Source organism: Serratia sp. 1D1416 (genome assembly GCF_003641105.1).
GTDB lineage: Bacteria > Pseudomonadota > Gammaproteobacteria > Enterobacterales > Enterobacteriaceae > Serratia > Serratia ficaria.
Genome location: NZ_CP032738.1, coordinates 317,691 through 333,406, shown reverse-complemented (window position 1 = coordinate 333,406; position 15,716 = coordinate 317,691). Strand labels below are relative to the sequence as shown.

Here is a 15,716-nt window from a genome sequence, read left to right as displayed (position 1 = left end):
CGAATAATCGGGCGATAATACCACTAGTTGCCTCGATTGTGCGTATGTTTTGGCGTTAAGTGATGGATTCGTAGCGCATTGCGACACAGCTCACTGCCCGTCGACGGCCCGCAGCGGCAGGGTCAGATTGACGATGCCGTCCTCCAGCTGCACGTCGATGCCAAAGCCCAACCGCTGCGCCAGCGCTATCATCCCGCGGTTGTTCGGCATGGTGATGCCGGTCAGGCGAGTCAGCCCATGGGCGCGCGCATAGGCGATCATTTTTTCCAGCAGCTGGCGCCCCAATCCCAGGCCTTTCAGGTCGGAACGCACCAGCACGGCAAATTCGGCGTCGGTATTGTCCGGATCGGACATCGCGCGCGTCACGCCGATGATTTCCTCTGCGCGGACCGCCACAAATGCCATCTCCCGATCGTAGTCGATTTGCGTCATGTTAGCCAAATCGTCATGGGTAAACTCGTTGATCTCGCTGAAGTAGCGGTAGTAGAGATCTTCCTTGGTCACCCGGTCGATAAAGTGCTTCAGCGCCGGTTCGTCCTCCGGCAGGATCGGCCGGAACAGGCATTGGCTGCCGTCTTTCAGCGCGATGGTCTCTTCCAGCTCGTGCGGGTAGGGGCGTATCGCCAGGCGCGCCTGCGGGTCGCCGCTGAACGGGTCAAGCTGCATGGCTACGTCCAGCAGGGTGAATTCGCTGCCGGAGGCCAGCACCGGGTGAATATCCAGCCGGGTGATCTCCGGGCAATCGAGGATCAGGTTGGAGACCTGCACCAGCAGCCGGCTCAGCCCGGCGATGTCCAGCGGGCGCAGCGCGCTGCGCCCGCGGATTTTCCCGCCTTTCACCGCCTGCAGCACCAGATAGCGCGCCAGCGCCATGTTCAACGGCGGCAGCGCCACCGCCACCTGGTTTTCCTGGCGCCACTCCACGCCGCCTTCGCCCAGCATGATCAGCGGGCCGAAGATGGCGTCCTGCTCCACCGCGATGCGCAACTCCTGCGCGCCGGCGCGGTTGGCCATGCTTTGCACCAGCAGGCCCTGTATGCGCGCCTGCGGATAAGTGCGTTTGACGCGGTCGAGGATCGCTTCCGCGGCGCGCTGCACCTCGGTGGCGGTGCGCAGGTACAGCATGACGCCCTGAACCTCGGATTTATGCGGAATGTCCGGCGAGCGCAGCTTCAGCGCCACCGGGTAGCCGATCTGCTCGGCGATGTGCACCGCTTCGGCGCTGTCTTCGGCAATCCAGGTCGGCAGGGTGCTCAGATCATAAGCCTGCAGGATGGATTGCACCTCGTGGGTGTCGAGCTGGGTGGCGCCTTCGGCCAGCGCCTGCTGGATCAGCCGGTGGGCATCGGCGGTGTTGGCGGTCAGGCCAACCGGCAGCGCCGGCGTTTCCTTCAGCTGTTTTTGGTTGCGGCGATATTCCACCATATGCATGAAGGCGGTCACCGCGCCTTCCGGCGTGCGGTAGGTCGGAATGCCGGCCTCGGTAAACAGCCGCCGCGCCTCCTGCGAAGAGTATTCGCCGCACCAGTTGGTGAGCAGTGTAATGCGTTTGCCGCGCGGATGCTGGCGCAGGGCTTCGATCAGGCGTTCGGCGGTGGCGGTGCCCGGCGCTGCGGCGCTCGGCGCGTGGATCAGCAGCAGGGCATCGTAGTCATGGCTGTCGAGCAGCGCGTTTACCGCCGCCAGATAACGCTGCGGCGTGGCGTCGTCACGCAAATCGAGCGGGTTGCCGGCGCGGATAAACTCCGGCAGGGCGTCGCCCAGCTGCGCCTGGCTCTCTTCTCCCAGCGTCGCCAGCTTGCCGTTGCGGCCCAGCAGTTCATCCAGCGCCATCGCCGCCGGCGCCGCGCCGTTGCTGACGAGCATCAGGCGTTCGCCGCGCAGCGGGTGCATGTGGCTGAGGGTTTCCACCGCCGAGAACAGCTCGTGGGTGTCCTGCACGCGCAGCAGGCCGGCACGCTGGATCGCGGCGTCATAGGCGGCGTCCAGCCCCAGCTGGCTGTTGAGCAGCAGCTGAGCCTGCTGGCTGCGGCCGCTCTTGATCACCAGAATCGGTTTGTTGCGCGAGGCGCTGCGCGAGGCCGAGAGGAAGCGCCGCGCGTCGCTGACGTTTTCCAGATACAGCAGAATGGCGCTGGTTTTCGCGTCGCGCGCCAGAAAGTCCAGCAGATCGTCGACGTCGATATCCAGGCTGTCGCCCAGCGCGATAAAATAGGAGAAGCCGACTTCACGCTGCTGCGCCCAGTCGAGAATGGTATTGGCCACGGCGGCGGACTGGGAAATAAACGCCAGCTTGCCCTTTTGAATCGGCACCGGCGAGAAGCTGGCGTTGATGCCCTGCCACGGCGCCAGCAGCCCCAGGCTGTTGGGCCCCAGCAGGCGCATGGCGTAACGCTGCGCGCAGGCTTTCAGCTCGGCGAACTGTTCCGGCGGCGAAGAGAGCACGATGGCGGTTTTACAGCCGCGTTGGCCCAATGCCTCCAGCAGCGCCAGATTGCGAGTGGCGTGGGTGCACAGAACCGCCAGATCGGGCGTCAGCGGCAGGCTGGCGACGTCGGGATAGGCCATCACGCCGCACACCGCCTTGTAACGCGGCGTCACCGGCAGGATCGGCCCGCCGAAGCCGCCCGCCAGCAGGTTGCTCATCATCAGGTTGCCGGCGCGGCCGGGCTGCTGCGAAGCGCCGAGAACGGCAATGGATTTGGGACGTAGTAGCGCTTCTAACCCTCGTTGGCTCATGCACGACCTCCTTATGGCAACGTTACGCCTGATTCTAGGCGCTTTACTGCGCTTTTGCTGTGACCGGTGCCTCCGGGCGGGTTGGTTTCCCCGCCAGGTATTGTTGACGGAAATAGCTGAAATGTTGCCGCAACCCCTCGGCGGCTTGGGCGTCCCCGGCCTGCAGCAGCAGGGCGGCGGCCACCTCGGCGGTACAGTGTTGCTCGGCGCGGCTGGCTTCGCGCAGCTGATAGTCGGAGGCGGCGATCACGTTGAGCGAAAACACCGGGAACCGATTCAGGTAAGGGCTTTTGCGGAACATCTTGCGCGCTTCCGCCCAGGTGCCGTCGAGCATGATAAACAGCGGCGGCTTGCCGCCGGCGGGCAGCTCGCTGAACACCGGGCGATCGGCATCGGCATAGGATGCCGGGAACACCACGTAAGGCTGGCGTTCAGGATCGGCGATGGCCAGCAGCAGTTCGGGGTCGACCTCGGTGCGCGACCAGAGGAACGCCTGGGTGTCCGGCAAGATATCGGCGATCAGCCGGCCGGTGTTGCTGGGCTTCAGCGGCTCGGCGCCGAACATGATCAGGCAGAAGCGGCTGGCGGCCGGCTGCGGGCGAATGGTGTCGCACAGGCAGTTTTTATGCGGCAGCAGGCACCCCTGACAACGCGCCACCCGGCAGCCGCGCGCCAGAAAGGGGCGGGTAGAGCGGTCCAGGCGGAGTTGGCGCAGGCGAAGTACGGCGTTGTCGGTCATAACGGTCCTGGGGAAAAACCGCCATTGTAGCGCAGAAAAAAGCCCGGCGGGAGCGCGCGGGCCCGGCGTTTGCGTTAAACTACTTCGTTGAGCCAGCTGTCGAAGGGCGCCTTCGGCATCGCGCCGTTGAGCATGTCGACCATTTTGCCCTCGCGGAACACCATGATGGTCGGGATGCTGCGGATGCGGAAACGGGCGCTCAGCTCCGGCTCGGCTTCGGTGTTCACCTTCACGAAGCGCACTTTGCCGGCGCGTTCTTCGGCCACGTCTTCAAAGATCGGCGCAAAGTTGACGCACGGGCCGCACCACGGCGCCCAGAAATCGACCACCACCGGCAGGTCGTCCTGCAGCAGCTGGTCCAGGGTGGCGGCGGTGGCATTGATCACTTCACCGTCGAAGAGCTCATGGCCGCAGCGGCCGCATTTCGCACCGTCCGCCAGGCGTTCTTCCGGCACGCGGTTGGTGGCATTGCAAGCTGCACAAACTGTATTCATGTTGACCTCGGGTACTGAGAAAGCGTGATACGCCGCACGGGGGCGGAGATGTTTCTTTGCTGCCGTCCATTATCGGTAAAACCCGGCGGCCGAACAACGAGGTTTGTTCAATGGATGTGATAGTTGGGAGCTTTTAGCGCAAGTTGGTGGCTTCGTGCACCAACATCAGGTAATCTTCGCGCCCTGCGCGTTGGTGGAGAAGACAATGAACGATTCATTTAGTGGCAAAAACGGTAAAGTCAAAGTGATGTACGTCCGCAGCGACGACGACAACGGCGACGACCGTAACAAGAACAAACGTCCGGCCGGCAAAGGCCGTCCGGCAGACAACGCACGCTCTGGCCGTGCGGGTCAGGACAAGGCGCGCGGCGGCAACGACCGTCGCGGCGCCGACAGCCGCCGCAGTGAAAGCGATCGTCCTCGCCGTCCGGCGCGCAGCGAAGACCGTGGCGGTTACGATTCGCCGTGGAAAACCGTGTCACGCGGCCCGGATGAAGAACCGGCGTTCGATCACGGCGGCATCAGCGGCAAAAGCTTTATCGATCCGGAGCAGCTGCGCCGCCAGCGTGCGGAAGAAACCCGCGTTTACGGTGAGAACGCCTGCCAGGCGCTGTTCGCCAGCCGCCCGGACGCTATCGTCCGCGCCTGGTTCGTGCAGTCGGTTACGCCGCGTTTCCGCGAAGCGCTGCGCTGGATGGCGGCGAATCGCAAAGCCTACCACGTGGTGGACGAGGAAGAGCTGGCCAAGGCTTCCGGCACCGAACACCACGGCGGCGTCTGCTTCCTGATCAAAAAACGTCAGGGTCTGGATGCGCAAACCTACCTGAAAAATGCCCCGGCGACCGACTGCGTGCTGGCGCTGGAAGAGGTGGGCAACCCGCATAACCTGGGCGCCATCGTCCGTTCGTGCGCCCACTTTGGCGTCAACGGCGTGCTGCTGCAGGATCCGGCGGTGCTGGAGTCCGGTGCGGCGGTGCGTACCGCAGAAGGCGGCGCGGAGCACATCAAGGCGATCAACGCCGATGACTTCCTGTCGGTGCTGGATACCTTCCGCAAAGCGGGTTACACCATCGTCACCACCTCGAGCCACAAGGGCACCACGCTGGCGCAGGCCAAACTGCCGGCCAAAATGGTGCTGGTGTTGGGGCAAGAGCGCGACGGCCTGAGCGACAGCGCCTGGCAGCAGGGCGACATGAGCGTTTCCATCGGCGGTACCGGCAAGGTGGAAAGCCTGAACGTCTCGGTGGCCACCGGCATTTTGCTGGCCGATTGGTGGCGCCAAAACCAGGCGTGATATGCCGCATAAAAAAACGGGCGCCCCAGGGCGCCCGTTTTGTTTGGTGAGGCTTAGTGAGCGCCGCCGCCCCCGCCGCCGGAGCTGAACGGCGGTTTCGCCACCCACACCAGCGCCAGCAGGATCAGGAACACCCCGGCAGACAGCCAGAATATCTCGTTGGCGGAGATAATCAGCCCCTGTGCGGTGATCTCGTTGGCGATATAGGCCGAAGCCTGCTGCTTGCTCATGCCGACCTGTTCCAGCTGTCGGTACATCTCTTGCGACTGCGGGTTGTAAGGGTTCACAAACTCCGCTAACTGCGAGTGATGCTGCGATTCGCGCTGGGTCCACAGCGTGGTGGTGATCGAAGTGCCGATCGACCCCGCCAGCGTACGGGTAAAGTTCGACAGGCTCGACGCCGCCGCCATGCGTTCCGGCGGCAGGCCGGACAGCGTAATGGTGGTCAACGGCATAAAGAAGCAGGCGATGGCGAAGCCCTGAACAAACTGCGGCCAGGCCGAGGCGCCAAAGTCCATTCCCGGTTCAAACGTATAGGCGCGCCAGTAGAAGCACACGGCATACATAATGAAGCTGAAGGTGACCAGCCGGCGCATGTCCAGTCGGTTGCCGAACTTGCCGATGATCGGCGACAGCAATACCGGTATCAGCCCGATCGGCGCCGAAGCCAGCCCCGCCCAGGTGGCGGTATAGCCATAGACCTCCTGCAGCAGCTGCGGCAGCAGCACGATGGCGCCGAAGTACAGCAGGTAAGCCAGACTGATGCACAGACAGCCGATGGTAAAGTTGCGCGACTTGAACAGCGACAGATCCACCACCGGGTGGTCGTCCGTCAGCTCCCACACCACCAGGAACAGCAGCGCCACCACCGCGACCACCGTGAGGGTGATGATCTCGGTCGAGTTGAACCAGTCCAGCTCCTTGCCCTGATCGAGCATCACCTGCAGCGAACCGATGCCGACGATCAACAGCACCAGGCCGACGGTATCGATAGGCTTGATCTCGGTTTTGGTTTCCCGTCCTTTCAAGGTCGCCATCGCCGCCATGATCACGAAGCCGCCGATCGGGATGTTGATGAAGAAGATCCAACCCCAGTGATAGTTGTCGCTGATGTAGCCGCCGAGGATTGGCCCGAAGATCGGCGCGACGATCACCGTCATCGACCATAGCGCCAGGGCCATCGCGCGTTTGGCGGGCGGATAGTTGTTCAGCAACAGGCTTTGCGACAGCGGGATCAGCGGCCCGGCCACCACGCCCTGGATCACGCGGAAGAAGATCAGCATGCCCAGGCTGTTGGAGATGCCGCACAGCCAGGAGGCGAGCACGAACAGCGCGGTTGACCAAAGGAACAGCCGCACTTCGCCGACGCGCTTCGCCAGCCAGCCGGTGATGGGGATCGAGATGGCGTTCGCCACGCCGAACGAGGTGATCACCCAGGTGCCCTGCGAGTTGGAAGACCCGAGGTTACCGGCGATGGTGGGGATCGCCACGTTGGCGATGGTGGAGTCCAGCACCTGCATGAAGGTCGCCATGGCGAGCGCGACCGTCATCCAGGCAAGCTGGGCGCCTTCAAGCGGTTTCTGTGGCAAGATGGCCTCCCGCGCGCTTAGCCGGCATTCGCATGGATCACGTCGGCGATCGTCTGGTTAACCGGCGCCAGATCCAACGCCAGCGCGTTGCTCTGGTACAGCGGCTTGTCGCGCACCACGTCGGCCAGCATGCGGCCGTCCAGATCGGTGGTGTCAACTTTCACCAGCGTCGACAGACCGATGCGCAGCGGGTGATCGGCGACCTGCTTGGCGTCCAGCTCGATACGCACCGGCAGGCGCTGAACCACCTTGATCCAGTTGCCGGTTGCGTTTTGCGCAGGCAGCAGCGAGAAGGCGCTGCCGGTGCCCATGTCGATACCGACCACCTTGCCGCGGTACACCACGTCGTCGCCGTAGACATCACTGACCACGGTGGCCGACTGGCCGATGCGCATATTGGCGATCTGGGTTTCCTTGAAGTTGGCGTCCACCCAGATATGGTCGGCGGGCACCACCGCCATCAGCGGGGAGCCGGCGGCGATTTGCGCGCCGACCTGCACGCTGCGGCGCGAGACGTAACCGGTGATCGGGCTGATCACTTTGGTGCGCTGCAGCGCCAGCCAGGCGTCACGCATTTGCGCGGCGGACTGTTGGATCGCCGGCTGTTGCTCCAGCGGGGTGTTCAGCACCATCGCCTGGTTGGCGTTATATTGCTGAACCGCCACTTCCAGCGCGGCCCTGGCGCTGTCGACCGCATCGCGGGCGTGTTGCAGCTCTTCGCGGCCGATGGCGTCGACGCTGCCCAGCACCACGCGGCGTTTCAGGTCGTTCTCCGCCTTGCTCAGATCAGACTTGCGCAGGGCGATGTTGGCCTGATACTGCTTGCTGTTGATGATCAGCTGGTGGGTCTGACGCACGCTGTTGGCCAGGCCGGTTTTGGCGCGCTCAAACGCCTGCTCGGCATCGGTCGGATCGAGCGTCAGCAGGACATCGCCCTGTTTGACGTAGTCGGTATTATCGAAATTGACGCTGTTCACGCTGCCGGACACCTGGGCCATGATCTGCACCTGGTTGCCGGACACGTAGGCATCATCGGTTTCCTGATGATGACGCAGCACCAGGAACCAATACACTAAATAAGCCACCCCAATAACAATGAAAATAACCGTCAGCAACAGCAGCCAAAATTTGCGCTGCTTCTTTTTGCCGTTCGGCTGCTGCGGGTTTTGAGTCTCCGCGCTTGCGCTCATGGTGTTCTCCAAGCTCTCTATTTTATTATGCTTTTGAATCCGCTGCGGCCGGGGCCTGGTAGCCACCGCCCAGCGCGCGGATCAGTCCTATCTTCGCCTGCAGCAAGTTGCTGCTGGCATTCAACTCCGCCTGTTGCTGCTGCAATAGCTGCGTCTGGCTGGTCAACAACTCGTCGCGCCCGATAATCCCTGCCTGGTATCGGGCGTTAGCGACTCGGTACACCTGCTGCATCGATTGGGACGCGGATGCCGCCTGCAGCTGCTGTTGCGCAGTGCTCTGCTGGACGGTGATGGCATCGGCGGTCTCTTGTACGGCATTCAGGATGGTTTGGTTATAGGATTCCACCGCCTGGTCATACAGCGCGGACTCCTCGCCCAGCTTGCTGCGCAGCGCCCCGGCGTGGAAGATCGGCAGCGAGATCGCCGGCATCACGTTCCAGGCCTGGCTGGCCGCTTCAAACAGGTTCGGGCTGGTGCCACTGGTGTTGGTGGTCATCAGGCCGGCGAAGGCTGAAATGGTCAGGCTGGGGTAAAACTCTTTGCGTGCGGCGCTGACGCGCTGGCTGTAGGACTCCACCAGCTGTCGCTGCGCGGCGATGTCCGGGCGTTTGCCCAGCAGATCGGCCGTCAGTTCGCCTTGCGGCGCCATCAGGTTATCGGCGGGCAGGGCGACCGCCCGCAGGTGCTGCATGGCGTTCGGCCCCTGGCCCGCCAGCGCGGCGAGCTGGTGCCTGAGCTGTTCGATCTGCGACTGCAGCTGCAGGATCTGCTGTTTGGCCACGTCGGCCTGCGCCTGCGTTTGTTGCGGCACGTCAACGCCGGTAATGCCGGCCTGGTACTGCCGTTGGCGCAGGGAGGTCAGGCGCTGGTTGTTGTCCACCTCCTGCTGCAGCAGTTTCTCCAGCGCCAGGTTGCTTTGCAGCTGGTAGTAGGCGGACGCCACCGAACTGGTCAGCGTCAACGCCGCCTGTTCCTGATCGGCGCGCGCGGCATCGACCTGCGCTTTGGCGGCGTTCACCTGGTTGCGGTATTTGCCCCACCAGTCGAATTCGTAGGCCAGGTTCAGGCCCAGCGAGTTCGAGCTTTCGTAGATGGGCTTATGCGGATACCCCAGCCCCATATTGACGTTCTGCGGCACGCGCTGACGCTGGGTGCTGGCGTTCAGGTCCAGATTCGGCCCGTTGGCGGCATTGGCTTCGCCCACCACGCTTTGCGCTTCGCGCACCCGGGCGGCGGCCTGGCGCAGCGTCGGCGAGTTTTGCAGCGTTTGCGTCATCAGGGCGTCCAGTTGCGGATCCTTGAGTGAGCGCCACCACTGCGGGCTGACGGCCAGCGAACTTACGCGCGGCTGCGCCAGCTGCAGACTCTGCGAGTCCATCAGCGTGGATTGCGGAGCAATATTATCGGTAGAGGCACACCCGGCCAGCAGCAATACGGCGAACAGCGGGGTGAATCTCCGGTTAAATGGGGATCGCATAAGTAAGTACCTGAACAGAAATTGTGAATTAGGATAACTGTTCTGTGATTTCCATTTGATCCAGACGTGCCAACAGTTTGCGCGTCAGCTGCTCCAGCTGTTTTTGCTCATCGTCGTTCAGTGTGGACCACAGGAAATGCAGACATTTGTGCTGCGGCGGCAGCAGTTGACTGAGAAACTCTTCTCCCAGCGGCGTCAGGTGGAGATGCAGGCAGCGGCGATCGTTGTCGCTTTCCCGGCGTTCAATCCAGCCGCGTTTTTCCAGCTCGTCGGCGATGCGGGTGGCATTGGTGCGCGAAGAACCGAGGGCAGAGCTGAGCTCAGAAGGCTGGATGCTGTGACTTTCCTGCGCATCCAGGGTAATCAGCGCCATAAACAGTGTTTCGTTAATTCCCTGTGCTTTAAGCATTTTATTGCGATTTTCCAGCAGTTTGCCCTGCATGTGCATGCAAAGCCGGGTCAGCAGGATTTCCTGGTAAGGGAAGTCTTTCTGCCGCTTGGCGCGGAAATTCAGCATGTGTTCTATGGGAGTAAACGAGCTTTCCATAATTTAGGGCCTCATTAATTTCGTTCGAGATAGTAACGATAGTGACTAATAATGTAAATCTTCAGCCGTGCGAATAATTTAGCAATTCGTGTCATTTGTCAGTTGATTGTAAAGAGCCGGAGGCGGCTCCGGTTGGCGCGCCGCGGCGGCGAAACCGGTGGAAATCGCCCGCTCTCAGCCAAAAAATATTAATATTTTTAATGTGATGCCGAACGCGGTCGCACCGATCAGCGTGGACAAGATGATGCTTTTGCTGCGATAAAAACACAGCCCCAGCGCCGCGAAGCCGACCAGGGTCGGCAGCAGCTTGTCGGGCTCGCGCATCACCACCGGCGTGCTGGAGACCACCAGCAGGGCGCAGATTGAGGCGATGCCGATGCTGTCGAGCAGCAGGGCGGTTTTGCCGTGCTTGATGCCGGGCTGGGCGCGAGAGGGCGCCAGGCGCAGCGGCAGATAACGGAACAGATAATTCGCGCAGCCGACCACCAGGCCAATGATCACCACATCAGCGTTCATCGCGGGCCTCCGCGGCGGCGGGCTGGAACAGCGAGGCGATACAGCCTGCGCCGATACCGGCCAGGATGGCGACCGGAATGGAGAACAGCACCAGGCCGAGCAGCGCGCCGGCCAGGGCGGCGGCGATGGTCAGGCTCTGCGGGCGTCGGAACGCCGACAGCAGGAAGCTGAGAAACAGCGCCGGCAGCATAAAGGACAGCGACGCCTCGACAACCGGGAATTGCTCCAGCGGCCCGTTGCCGAACAGCGCGCCCAGGGCGGTGCCGGCCACCCAGGACAGCCAGGCGCACAGCGCGATGCCGAGCATCCAGTTTTCGCTCCAGCTGCGGTTATTGCGCATCAGCTTGGCGGTGGCGGCGGCGAACACTTCGTCGGTCAGGCCAAACGCCCAGATCGCCGTTTTGCCGGGCGACATGCGCGATACGATGCGGTGGCGCAGCGCCGGGCCGTACAACAGATGGCGCACGTCCATCGCCATCACCGTCAGCGCGGAGACCCACAGCGACATGCCGGCGCTCAGCAGGGCGGTAATCACGAACTGGCTGGCGCCCGCATAGATGATGCAGGAGAAGAAAATGCTCTCGATCGGGCTGAACCCCAGCTTGACTGCGCTGAGGCCGAAGGCGAACGCCACCGGCACATAGCCGATGACGATGGGTAAACTGTCGACGATGCCGTTGGCGAAAGTAGAACGGACGGCAGGGGGGTTGAGGCTATCTGCAGCTTGGCTTTGCATTTTTATTTGGGTCGCAGGGTAGATAGGACATCAATAGTTCATGGCCAGAACATTACCAGAGAGTGAGTAATGATTATACCCTGCGCGGCTAATAAATTTCTTAAGTTACTATTTGCACGATAATCAGATTGTCGCCGGTCCCTGCGGATCGTGGCGCTTGCCGAGCCACCAGGTCAGCAGGTTCAGCAGGCACAAAACGCCCCCCGCCGCGGCCACGCCGTACCATCCCGCATGCTGATAGGCAGAGGCGGAAAGCAGCGAACCGAGCGCGCCGCCGATAAAATAGCTGGTCATGTAACCGGCGGTCAGGCGGTTGCGCGCTTCCGGCATGATGCGGTAGATCACGCTCTGGTTGGTGACGTGCACCGCCTGCACCGCCAGATCGAGGATCAGAATGCCGACGATCAGCGCCCACAGCGACTGTTTAGCCAGCGCGATGGGCACCCACGACAGCAGCAGCACCACCAGGCCGACGCTGGTGGTCAAACCGGCCTTGCCCTGGTCCGCCAGGTGGCCGGCGGGCGAGGCGGCCAGCGCCCCGGCGGCGCCCACCAGCCCGAACAGCCCGATCACCCCTTCGGAATAGTTGAACGGCGGGGCGGCCAGCAGGAAAGCCATTGAAGTCCAGAGCACGCTGAAGTTGGCGAACGACAGCGCGCCGAGCATGGCGCGGGTGCGCAGCAGCGGCGTGCCGCAGAACAGGGTGAAAATCGACTTCAGCAGTTGCGGATAATTCAGCCCGGAATGCTGCTTATAACGCGGCAGCGCGCGCCACAGGATCAGCGCCATCAGGATCATCAGCGCGCTGGCGACCCAGTAAATGGTGCGCCAGCCGCCGATCGACGCCAGCGCGCCGGCGACGGTGCGCGCCAGCAGGATGCCGAGCAGCAGGCCGCTCATGATGACGCCGACGGTTTTGCCGCGTTTCTCCGGATGCGCCAGGGTGGCGGCCAGCGGCACCAGGATCTGCGCCACCACCGAGAACAGCCCGGTGAGGGCGGTGCCGAGGATCATCATCGGCAGGGTGGATGAACTGGCGGTGATCAGCATGCCGCCGGCGGCCAGCAGCGTCATGAAAACGATCAGCCCGCGGCGTTCGAACATATCGCCGAGCGGCACCAGCAGCAGCAGGCCCACGGCATAGCCCAGCTGTGCGGCGGTAACGATAAAGCCGGCCTGGTTGACCGACAGCGAGAAGCTGTTGGCGATGGTCTCCAGCAAGGGCTGGGCATAGTAGTTGCTGGCGACCGCCAGGCCGGTGGCGATGGCGATCAGGACAATCAGCGCCGGGCTGAGCCCAGGAGGCGAGTTTTGTTGGTTCATGGTTTTTCATCACGGAAAGAAGTGATGCAAAGTATCCGGCAACGCCGGGCGTTAAACCAATGTATAATTTTCATTTGATCAATCTCATTTCGCGATTAATTCCATGAACCTGAAACAGATCCGTTATGCGCTGGCGGTGGCCGAAGAGCAGAGCTTTACCCGGGCGGCGCAGCGTTGCCATACGGTGCAGTCGGCGCTCAGCCACCAAATCGCCAAGCTGGAAGAGGCGCTGGGCTGCACGCTGTTCGAACGCACCTCGCGGCGGGTCAGGCTGACGCCCGCCGGGCAGGCGTTCATTCCCCCGGCCCAGCGCCTGTTGGCGGCGCAGCAGGCGCTGGTGGAGGAGGTGACCGCGGCCGGCGGCACGGTGTCGGGCACGCTGACCATCGGCACCATATCAACCATAAACGCGATTGATCTGACCGAAAAACTCGACAAGTTCCACCGGCATTACCCGGCGGTGAATATCCGGCTGTACGTCGGCATGAGCGAGGCGCTGCTGGAGGATGTGCGCCAGCAGCAGTGCGATATGGCGTTTGTCGGCATCTGGCCCGGCGACATCGGCCTGCTGCCGGTCTCGCATCGCCAACTGACCGACGAGCCGCTGGTGGCGCTGGTGGCGCCGCAGCACCCGTTGGCCAGCCGCGAGCGGGTGAACCTGCAGGCGCTGTCGGCCGTGCCGCTGGTGGATTTCTACAGCGGCACCGGCGCGCGGCGCCAAACCGACCGCGCTTTTCAGGCGGCGGGCATCAAACGGCACGTCAGTTTTGAAATCGATCACATCGAATGGCTGGAGAATCTGGTGCGGCGGGGATTGGCGGCGGGCATCGTGCCGGTGTCGACCGCGCAGCGGCTGAGCGCGCTGGTGTCGATTCCGATTGAAGACGGTCCGCGGCGCCAGGTGTTTTGCGTCTGGCCGGAGACGCTGTCGAGAACCGCCGAGCGCTTTTTACAGTTCAGCGGCATCGAGAGGGGGCAATAGGGGGCGCAGCAGGCGCTGCGCCCCGGTCGGTTTACTTCTTCGCGGCGTCGGCGGCGGTTTTCACCCAGCCGTCGAAGGTCGCCTGGTGGGCTTTGATCCAGCCGTTGACGTGATTCTGGATATCCGCTTCCGAAGCCTGGCCTTCATGCATGCGCAGGTTCTGCGCATTCACGTCGGCGATCGGCAGCTTCATGATGGCAAACAGCTTGGCGGCCGCCGGATTGGCTTCGGCCCACTGCTTGTTGGCGGCGATGCGCATGGTATTGACCGGGAAACCATAGTTGGCGCCGTTAGGCAGCTTGGTGTCGACATTCTTTTGCTCGCCCGGCAGGGATGAGAACGGCACCTGCAGCCAGACCACATCGCGGCCAGGCACCAACACGTCGCTCACCCAGTACGGCGTCCAGGTATAGTACAGCACCGGTTTGCCTTCTTTATAGCGGGTGATGGTGTCGGCGATCATCGCCGCGTAGTTCCCCTGGTTGTGCTCAACGGTTTTACCCAGGCCGTAGGCGCCGATATGGTGGTTGATGACCGCTTCGCAGCCCCAACCCGGGGTGCAGCCGGTCAAATCGGCCTTGCCGTCGCCGTTGGTGTCGAACAGCTTGGCGATTTTGGGATCTTTCAATTGCTCAACGTTGGTGATGTGGTACTTGTCGGCGGTTTTCTTGTCGATCAGGTAGCCCTGCGCGGCGCCGTTGACGTACACGCCTTCGCGATAGAATTTGGCGTCGCCGCCGGCGGCTTTGTACTGGTCGGCGTGCAGCGGATCCCAGTTAACCGCGATAAAGGTGGCGTCGCCCGAGGCGATGGAGGTATAGGCGACGTTGTAATCCACTTCACGCGGGGCCTTGACGTCGTAACCCAGCTTCTCCAGCGCCTTGCTGACCAGCAGCGTCTGGAAGGTTTCTTCAGAAATGGTGCTTTGTACCGGTTGTACCGAGATGCCTTTTCCTGGCAAATCGGCCGCTGAAGCAACCTGTGAGCCAATCAGTGTCGTAAGGGCGAGAGCCCAGATTCCGGTGGTACGCATAGTGAAATACCTTTTTATGTTGTGAAGTCGGGGTTATTTCGCTGCCGCAGCAGCGGTGTTTACCCAGCCGTCAAAAGTGGCCTGATGGGCCTTTATCCAGCCGTCTACATGGCGCTGTATATCTTCCGCGCTGTTCTCGCCGCGGTGCATGCGCAAGTTCTGCGCGCTCACATCCGCCAACGGCAATTTCATGATGGCGAACAATTTTGCGGCGGCCGGATTGGCCTGAGCCCATGGCTTGTTGGCGACGATATGTTCGTTATTGACGGCGAAACCGTAGTTTTTGCCGTTCGGCAGCGCCGTATCCTGGCCTTTCAGCGAGCCGGGGCTGGCGGAGAACGGAACGGTCAGCCAGACCACGTCGCGGCCGGGCACCAGCACGTCGCTGACCCAGTAGGGCGTCCAGGTAAAGTACAGCACCGGTTTACCCTGTTTATAGCGGGCCAGAGTGTCAGCGATGATGGCCGAGTAGTTGCCTTGGTTTTGGGTAACGGTGTTGCTCAACCCATAGGCATCGATATGGGTAGCGATCAGGTTGCCGCATCCCCAGCCAGGTTCACAGCCGGCCAGGTCGGCCTTGCCGTCGCCGTCAGCGTCAAACAGCTTCGCCAGCTTGGGATCTTTCAACTGGGAAATGTCGCTGATGTGGTATTTGTCGGCGGTTTTTTTATCGATCAAATACCCCTGCGCCGCATTAGTGATATAGGCGCCCTGGCGATAAAACTTGCTGTCGCCGCCAGCGCTGTTGTACATATCGGTTTGCAGCGGATCCCAGTTTACCGCCATATAGGTGGCGTCGCCGGAAGCGATGGAGGTATAGGCGACATTGTAATCCACTTCATCGGTGGGCTGGACGTTGTAGCCCAGCTTTACCAACGCGCGGTTGACCAATTCAGTCTGAAAACTTTCTTCTGCGAGGGTGCTTTGCAGCGGTTTAACGGTGACGCCCTTGCCGGGAAGCTCGGCGGCGAACGTTTGTGTGCTTAGCAATGAAGTCAGGGCGAAAGCCCAAATTCCTGTCGAGCGCATAATGTTTCCTTCGGTTCTAGCAGGCTAT

14 protein-coding genes are annotated in these 15,716 nt (G+C 62.2%); 2 read left to right on the top strand and 12 right to left on the bottom strand.

Translation table 11 applies throughout. From position 1 onward, the window contains the following. Positions 1-90: 90 nt before the first annotated feature. The 3 genes from D7I37_RS01650 to trxC form a co-directional block, all read right to left on the bottom strand. On the bottom strand, positions 91-2,739 hold the full coding sequence (locus tag D7I37_RS01650; RefSeq protein WP_129543205.1) for a bifunctional acetate--CoA ligase family protein/GNAT family N-acetyltransferase: 2,649 nt from the start codon (positions 2,737-2,739) through the stop codon (positions 91-93). 43 nt (positions 2,740-2,782) lie between these two features. Next, entirely contained in the window at positions 2,783-3,478 is a 696-nt protein-coding gene (locus D7I37_RS01645; protein WP_061800381.1) for a tRNA-uridine aminocarboxypropyltransferase, read from the bottom strand. 74 nt (positions 3,479-3,552) lie between these two features. Then, positions 3,553-3,972, bottom strand: a complete 420-nt coding sequence (trxC, locus tag D7I37_RS01640) for a thioredoxin TrxC (RefSeq protein WP_061800382.1) — start codon at positions 3,970-3,972, stop codon at positions 3,553-3,555. 205 nt (positions 3,973-4,177) lie between these two features. Between trxC and D7I37_RS01635 the strand changes: the two genes are divergently transcribed. Further along, the gene (locus tag D7I37_RS01635) at positions 4,178-5,266 is read left to right on the top strand and encodes a tRNA/rRNA methyltransferase (protein ID WP_061800384.1); all 1,089 of its coding nucleotides are present in this window, start codon (positions 4,178-4,180) and stop codon (positions 5,264-5,266) included. 53 nt (positions 5,267-5,319) lie between these two features. Here the strand turns inward: D7I37_RS01635 and emrB are convergent, their stop codons facing one another. The 7 genes from emrB to D7I37_RS01600 all read right to left on the bottom strand — a co-directional run bounded on the left by emrB (position 5,320) and on the right by D7I37_RS01600 (position 12,644). Beyond that, positions 5,320-6,855 (bottom strand): multidrug efflux MFS transporter permease subunit EmrB, encoded by a 1,536-nt coding sequence (gene emrB / locus D7I37_RS01630; RefSeq protein WP_061800386.1) that lies wholly within the window; start codon positions 6,853-6,855, stop codon positions 5,320-5,322. Positions 6,856-6,872: 17 nt separating this feature from the next. Beyond that, a complete protein-coding gene (gene emrA / locus D7I37_RS01625; protein ID WP_061800388.1) occupies positions 6,873-8,045 on the bottom strand; it encodes a multidrug efflux MFS transporter periplasmic adaptor subunit EmrA in 1,173 nt (390 codons plus the stop codon). 25 nt (positions 8,046-8,070) lie between these two features. Then, entirely contained in the window at positions 8,071-9,522 is a 1,452-nt protein-coding gene (locus D7I37_RS01620; protein ID WP_061800390.1) for an efflux transporter outer membrane subunit, read from the bottom strand. A gap of 28 nt (positions 9,523-9,550) precedes the next feature. Continuing rightward, on the bottom strand, positions 9,551-10,069 hold the full coding sequence (gene mprA / locus D7I37_RS01615; protein WP_061800392.1) for a transcriptional repressor MprA: 519 nt from the start codon (positions 10,067-10,069) through the stop codon (positions 9,551-9,553). 174 nt (positions 10,070-10,243) lie between these two features. After that, the gene (gene ygaH, locus D7I37_RS01610; protein WP_129543204.1) at positions 10,244-10,585 is read right to left on the bottom strand and encodes an L-valine transporter subunit YgaH; all 342 of its coding nucleotides are present in this window, start codon (positions 10,583-10,585) and stop codon (positions 10,244-10,246) included. Continuing rightward, positions 10,575-11,321 carry an AzlC family ABC transporter permease gene (locus D7I37_RS01605; RefSeq protein WP_061800396.1) on the bottom strand — a complete coding sequence of 249 codons (747 nt, stop codon included), beginning with the start codon at positions 11,319-11,321 and terminating at the stop codon, positions 10,575-10,577. The genes ygaH and D7I37_RS01605 overlap by 11 nt, the downstream gene beginning before the upstream one ends. Positions 11,322-11,444: 123 nt before the next feature. Then, on the bottom strand, positions 11,445-12,644 hold the full coding sequence (locus D7I37_RS01600) for an MFS transporter (protein WP_129543203.1): 1,200 nt from the start codon (positions 12,642-12,644) through the stop codon (positions 11,445-11,447). Positions 12,645-12,747: 103 nt separating this feature from the next. Here D7I37_RS01600 and D7I37_RS01595 point away from each other — a divergent pair, with 103 nt between their 5' ends. After that, entirely contained in the window at positions 12,748-13,626 is an 879-nt protein-coding gene (locus tag D7I37_RS01595) for a LysR family transcriptional regulator (RefSeq protein WP_061800400.1), read from the top strand. A 31-nt stretch (positions 13,627-13,657) separates the two neighbouring features. Here D7I37_RS01595 and proX (D7I37_RS01590) read toward each other — a convergent pair whose 3' ends face one another. Together proX (D7I37_RS01590) and proX (D7I37_RS01585) are read right to left on the bottom strand one after the other, a co-directional pair. Then, entirely contained in the window at positions 13,658-14,659 is a 1,002-nt protein-coding gene (proX, locus tag D7I37_RS01590) for a glycine betaine/L-proline ABC transporter substrate-binding protein ProX (protein WP_061800401.1), read from the bottom strand. A 33-nt stretch (positions 14,660-14,692) separates the two neighbouring features. Beyond that, positions 14,693-15,688, bottom strand: a complete 996-nt coding sequence (gene proX / locus D7I37_RS01585) for a glycine betaine/L-proline ABC transporter substrate-binding protein ProX (protein ID WP_129543202.1) — start codon at positions 15,686-15,688, stop codon at positions 14,693-14,695. Positions 15,689-15,716: the final 28 nt, after the last annotated feature.

Excerpts from the sequence above, each read along its gene's own strand:
- D7I37_RS01650 (WP_129543205.1), bottom strand. The coding sequence starts at position 2,739 with ATGAGCCAACGAGGGTTAGAAGCGCTACTACGTCCCAAATCCATTGCC.
- D7I37_RS01645 (WP_061800381.1), bottom strand. The coding sequence starts at position 3,478 with ATGACCGACAACGCCGTACTTCGCCTGCGCCAACTCCGCCTGGACCGC.
- trxC (WP_061800382.1), bottom strand. The coding sequence starts at position 3,972 with ATGAATACAGTTTGTGCAGCTTGCAATGCCACCAACCGCGTGCCGGAA.
- D7I37_RS01635 (WP_061800384.1), top strand. The coding sequence starts at position 4,178 with ATGAACGATTCATTTAGTGGCAAAAACGGTAAAGTCAAAGTGATGTAC.
- emrA (WP_061800388.1), bottom strand. The coding sequence starts at position 8,045 with ATGAGCGCAAGCGCGGAGACTCAAAACCCGCAGCAGCCGAACGGCAAA.
- D7I37_RS01620 (WP_061800390.1), bottom strand. The coding sequence starts at position 9,522 with ATGCGATCCCCATTTAACCGGAGATTCACCCCGCTGTTCGCCGTATTG.
- mprA (WP_061800392.1), bottom strand. The coding sequence starts at position 10,069 with ATGGAAAGCTCGTTTACTCCCATAGAACACATGCTGAATTTCCGCGCC.
- ygaH (WP_129543204.1), bottom strand. The coding sequence starts at position 10,585 with ATGAACGCTGATGTGGTGATCATTGGCCTGGTGGTCGGCTGCGCGAAT.
- D7I37_RS01605 (WP_061800396.1), bottom strand. The coding sequence starts at position 11,321 with ATGCAAAGCCAAGCTGCAGATAGCCTCAACCCCCCTGCCGTCCGTTCT.
- D7I37_RS01600 (WP_129543203.1), bottom strand. The coding sequence starts at position 12,644 with ATGAACCAACAAAACTCGCCTCCTGGGCTCAGCCCGGCGCTGATTGTC.
- D7I37_RS01595 (WP_061800400.1), top strand. The coding sequence starts at position 12,748 with ATGAACCTGAAACAGATCCGTTATGCGCTGGCGGTGGCCGAAGAGCAG.
- proX (WP_061800401.1), bottom strand. The coding sequence starts at position 14,659 with ATGCGTACCACCGGAATCTGGGCTCTCGCCCTTACGACACTGATTGGC.
- proX (WP_129543202.1), bottom strand. The coding sequence starts at position 15,688 with ATGCGCTCGACAGGAATTTGGGCTTTCGCCCTGACTTCATTGCTAAGC.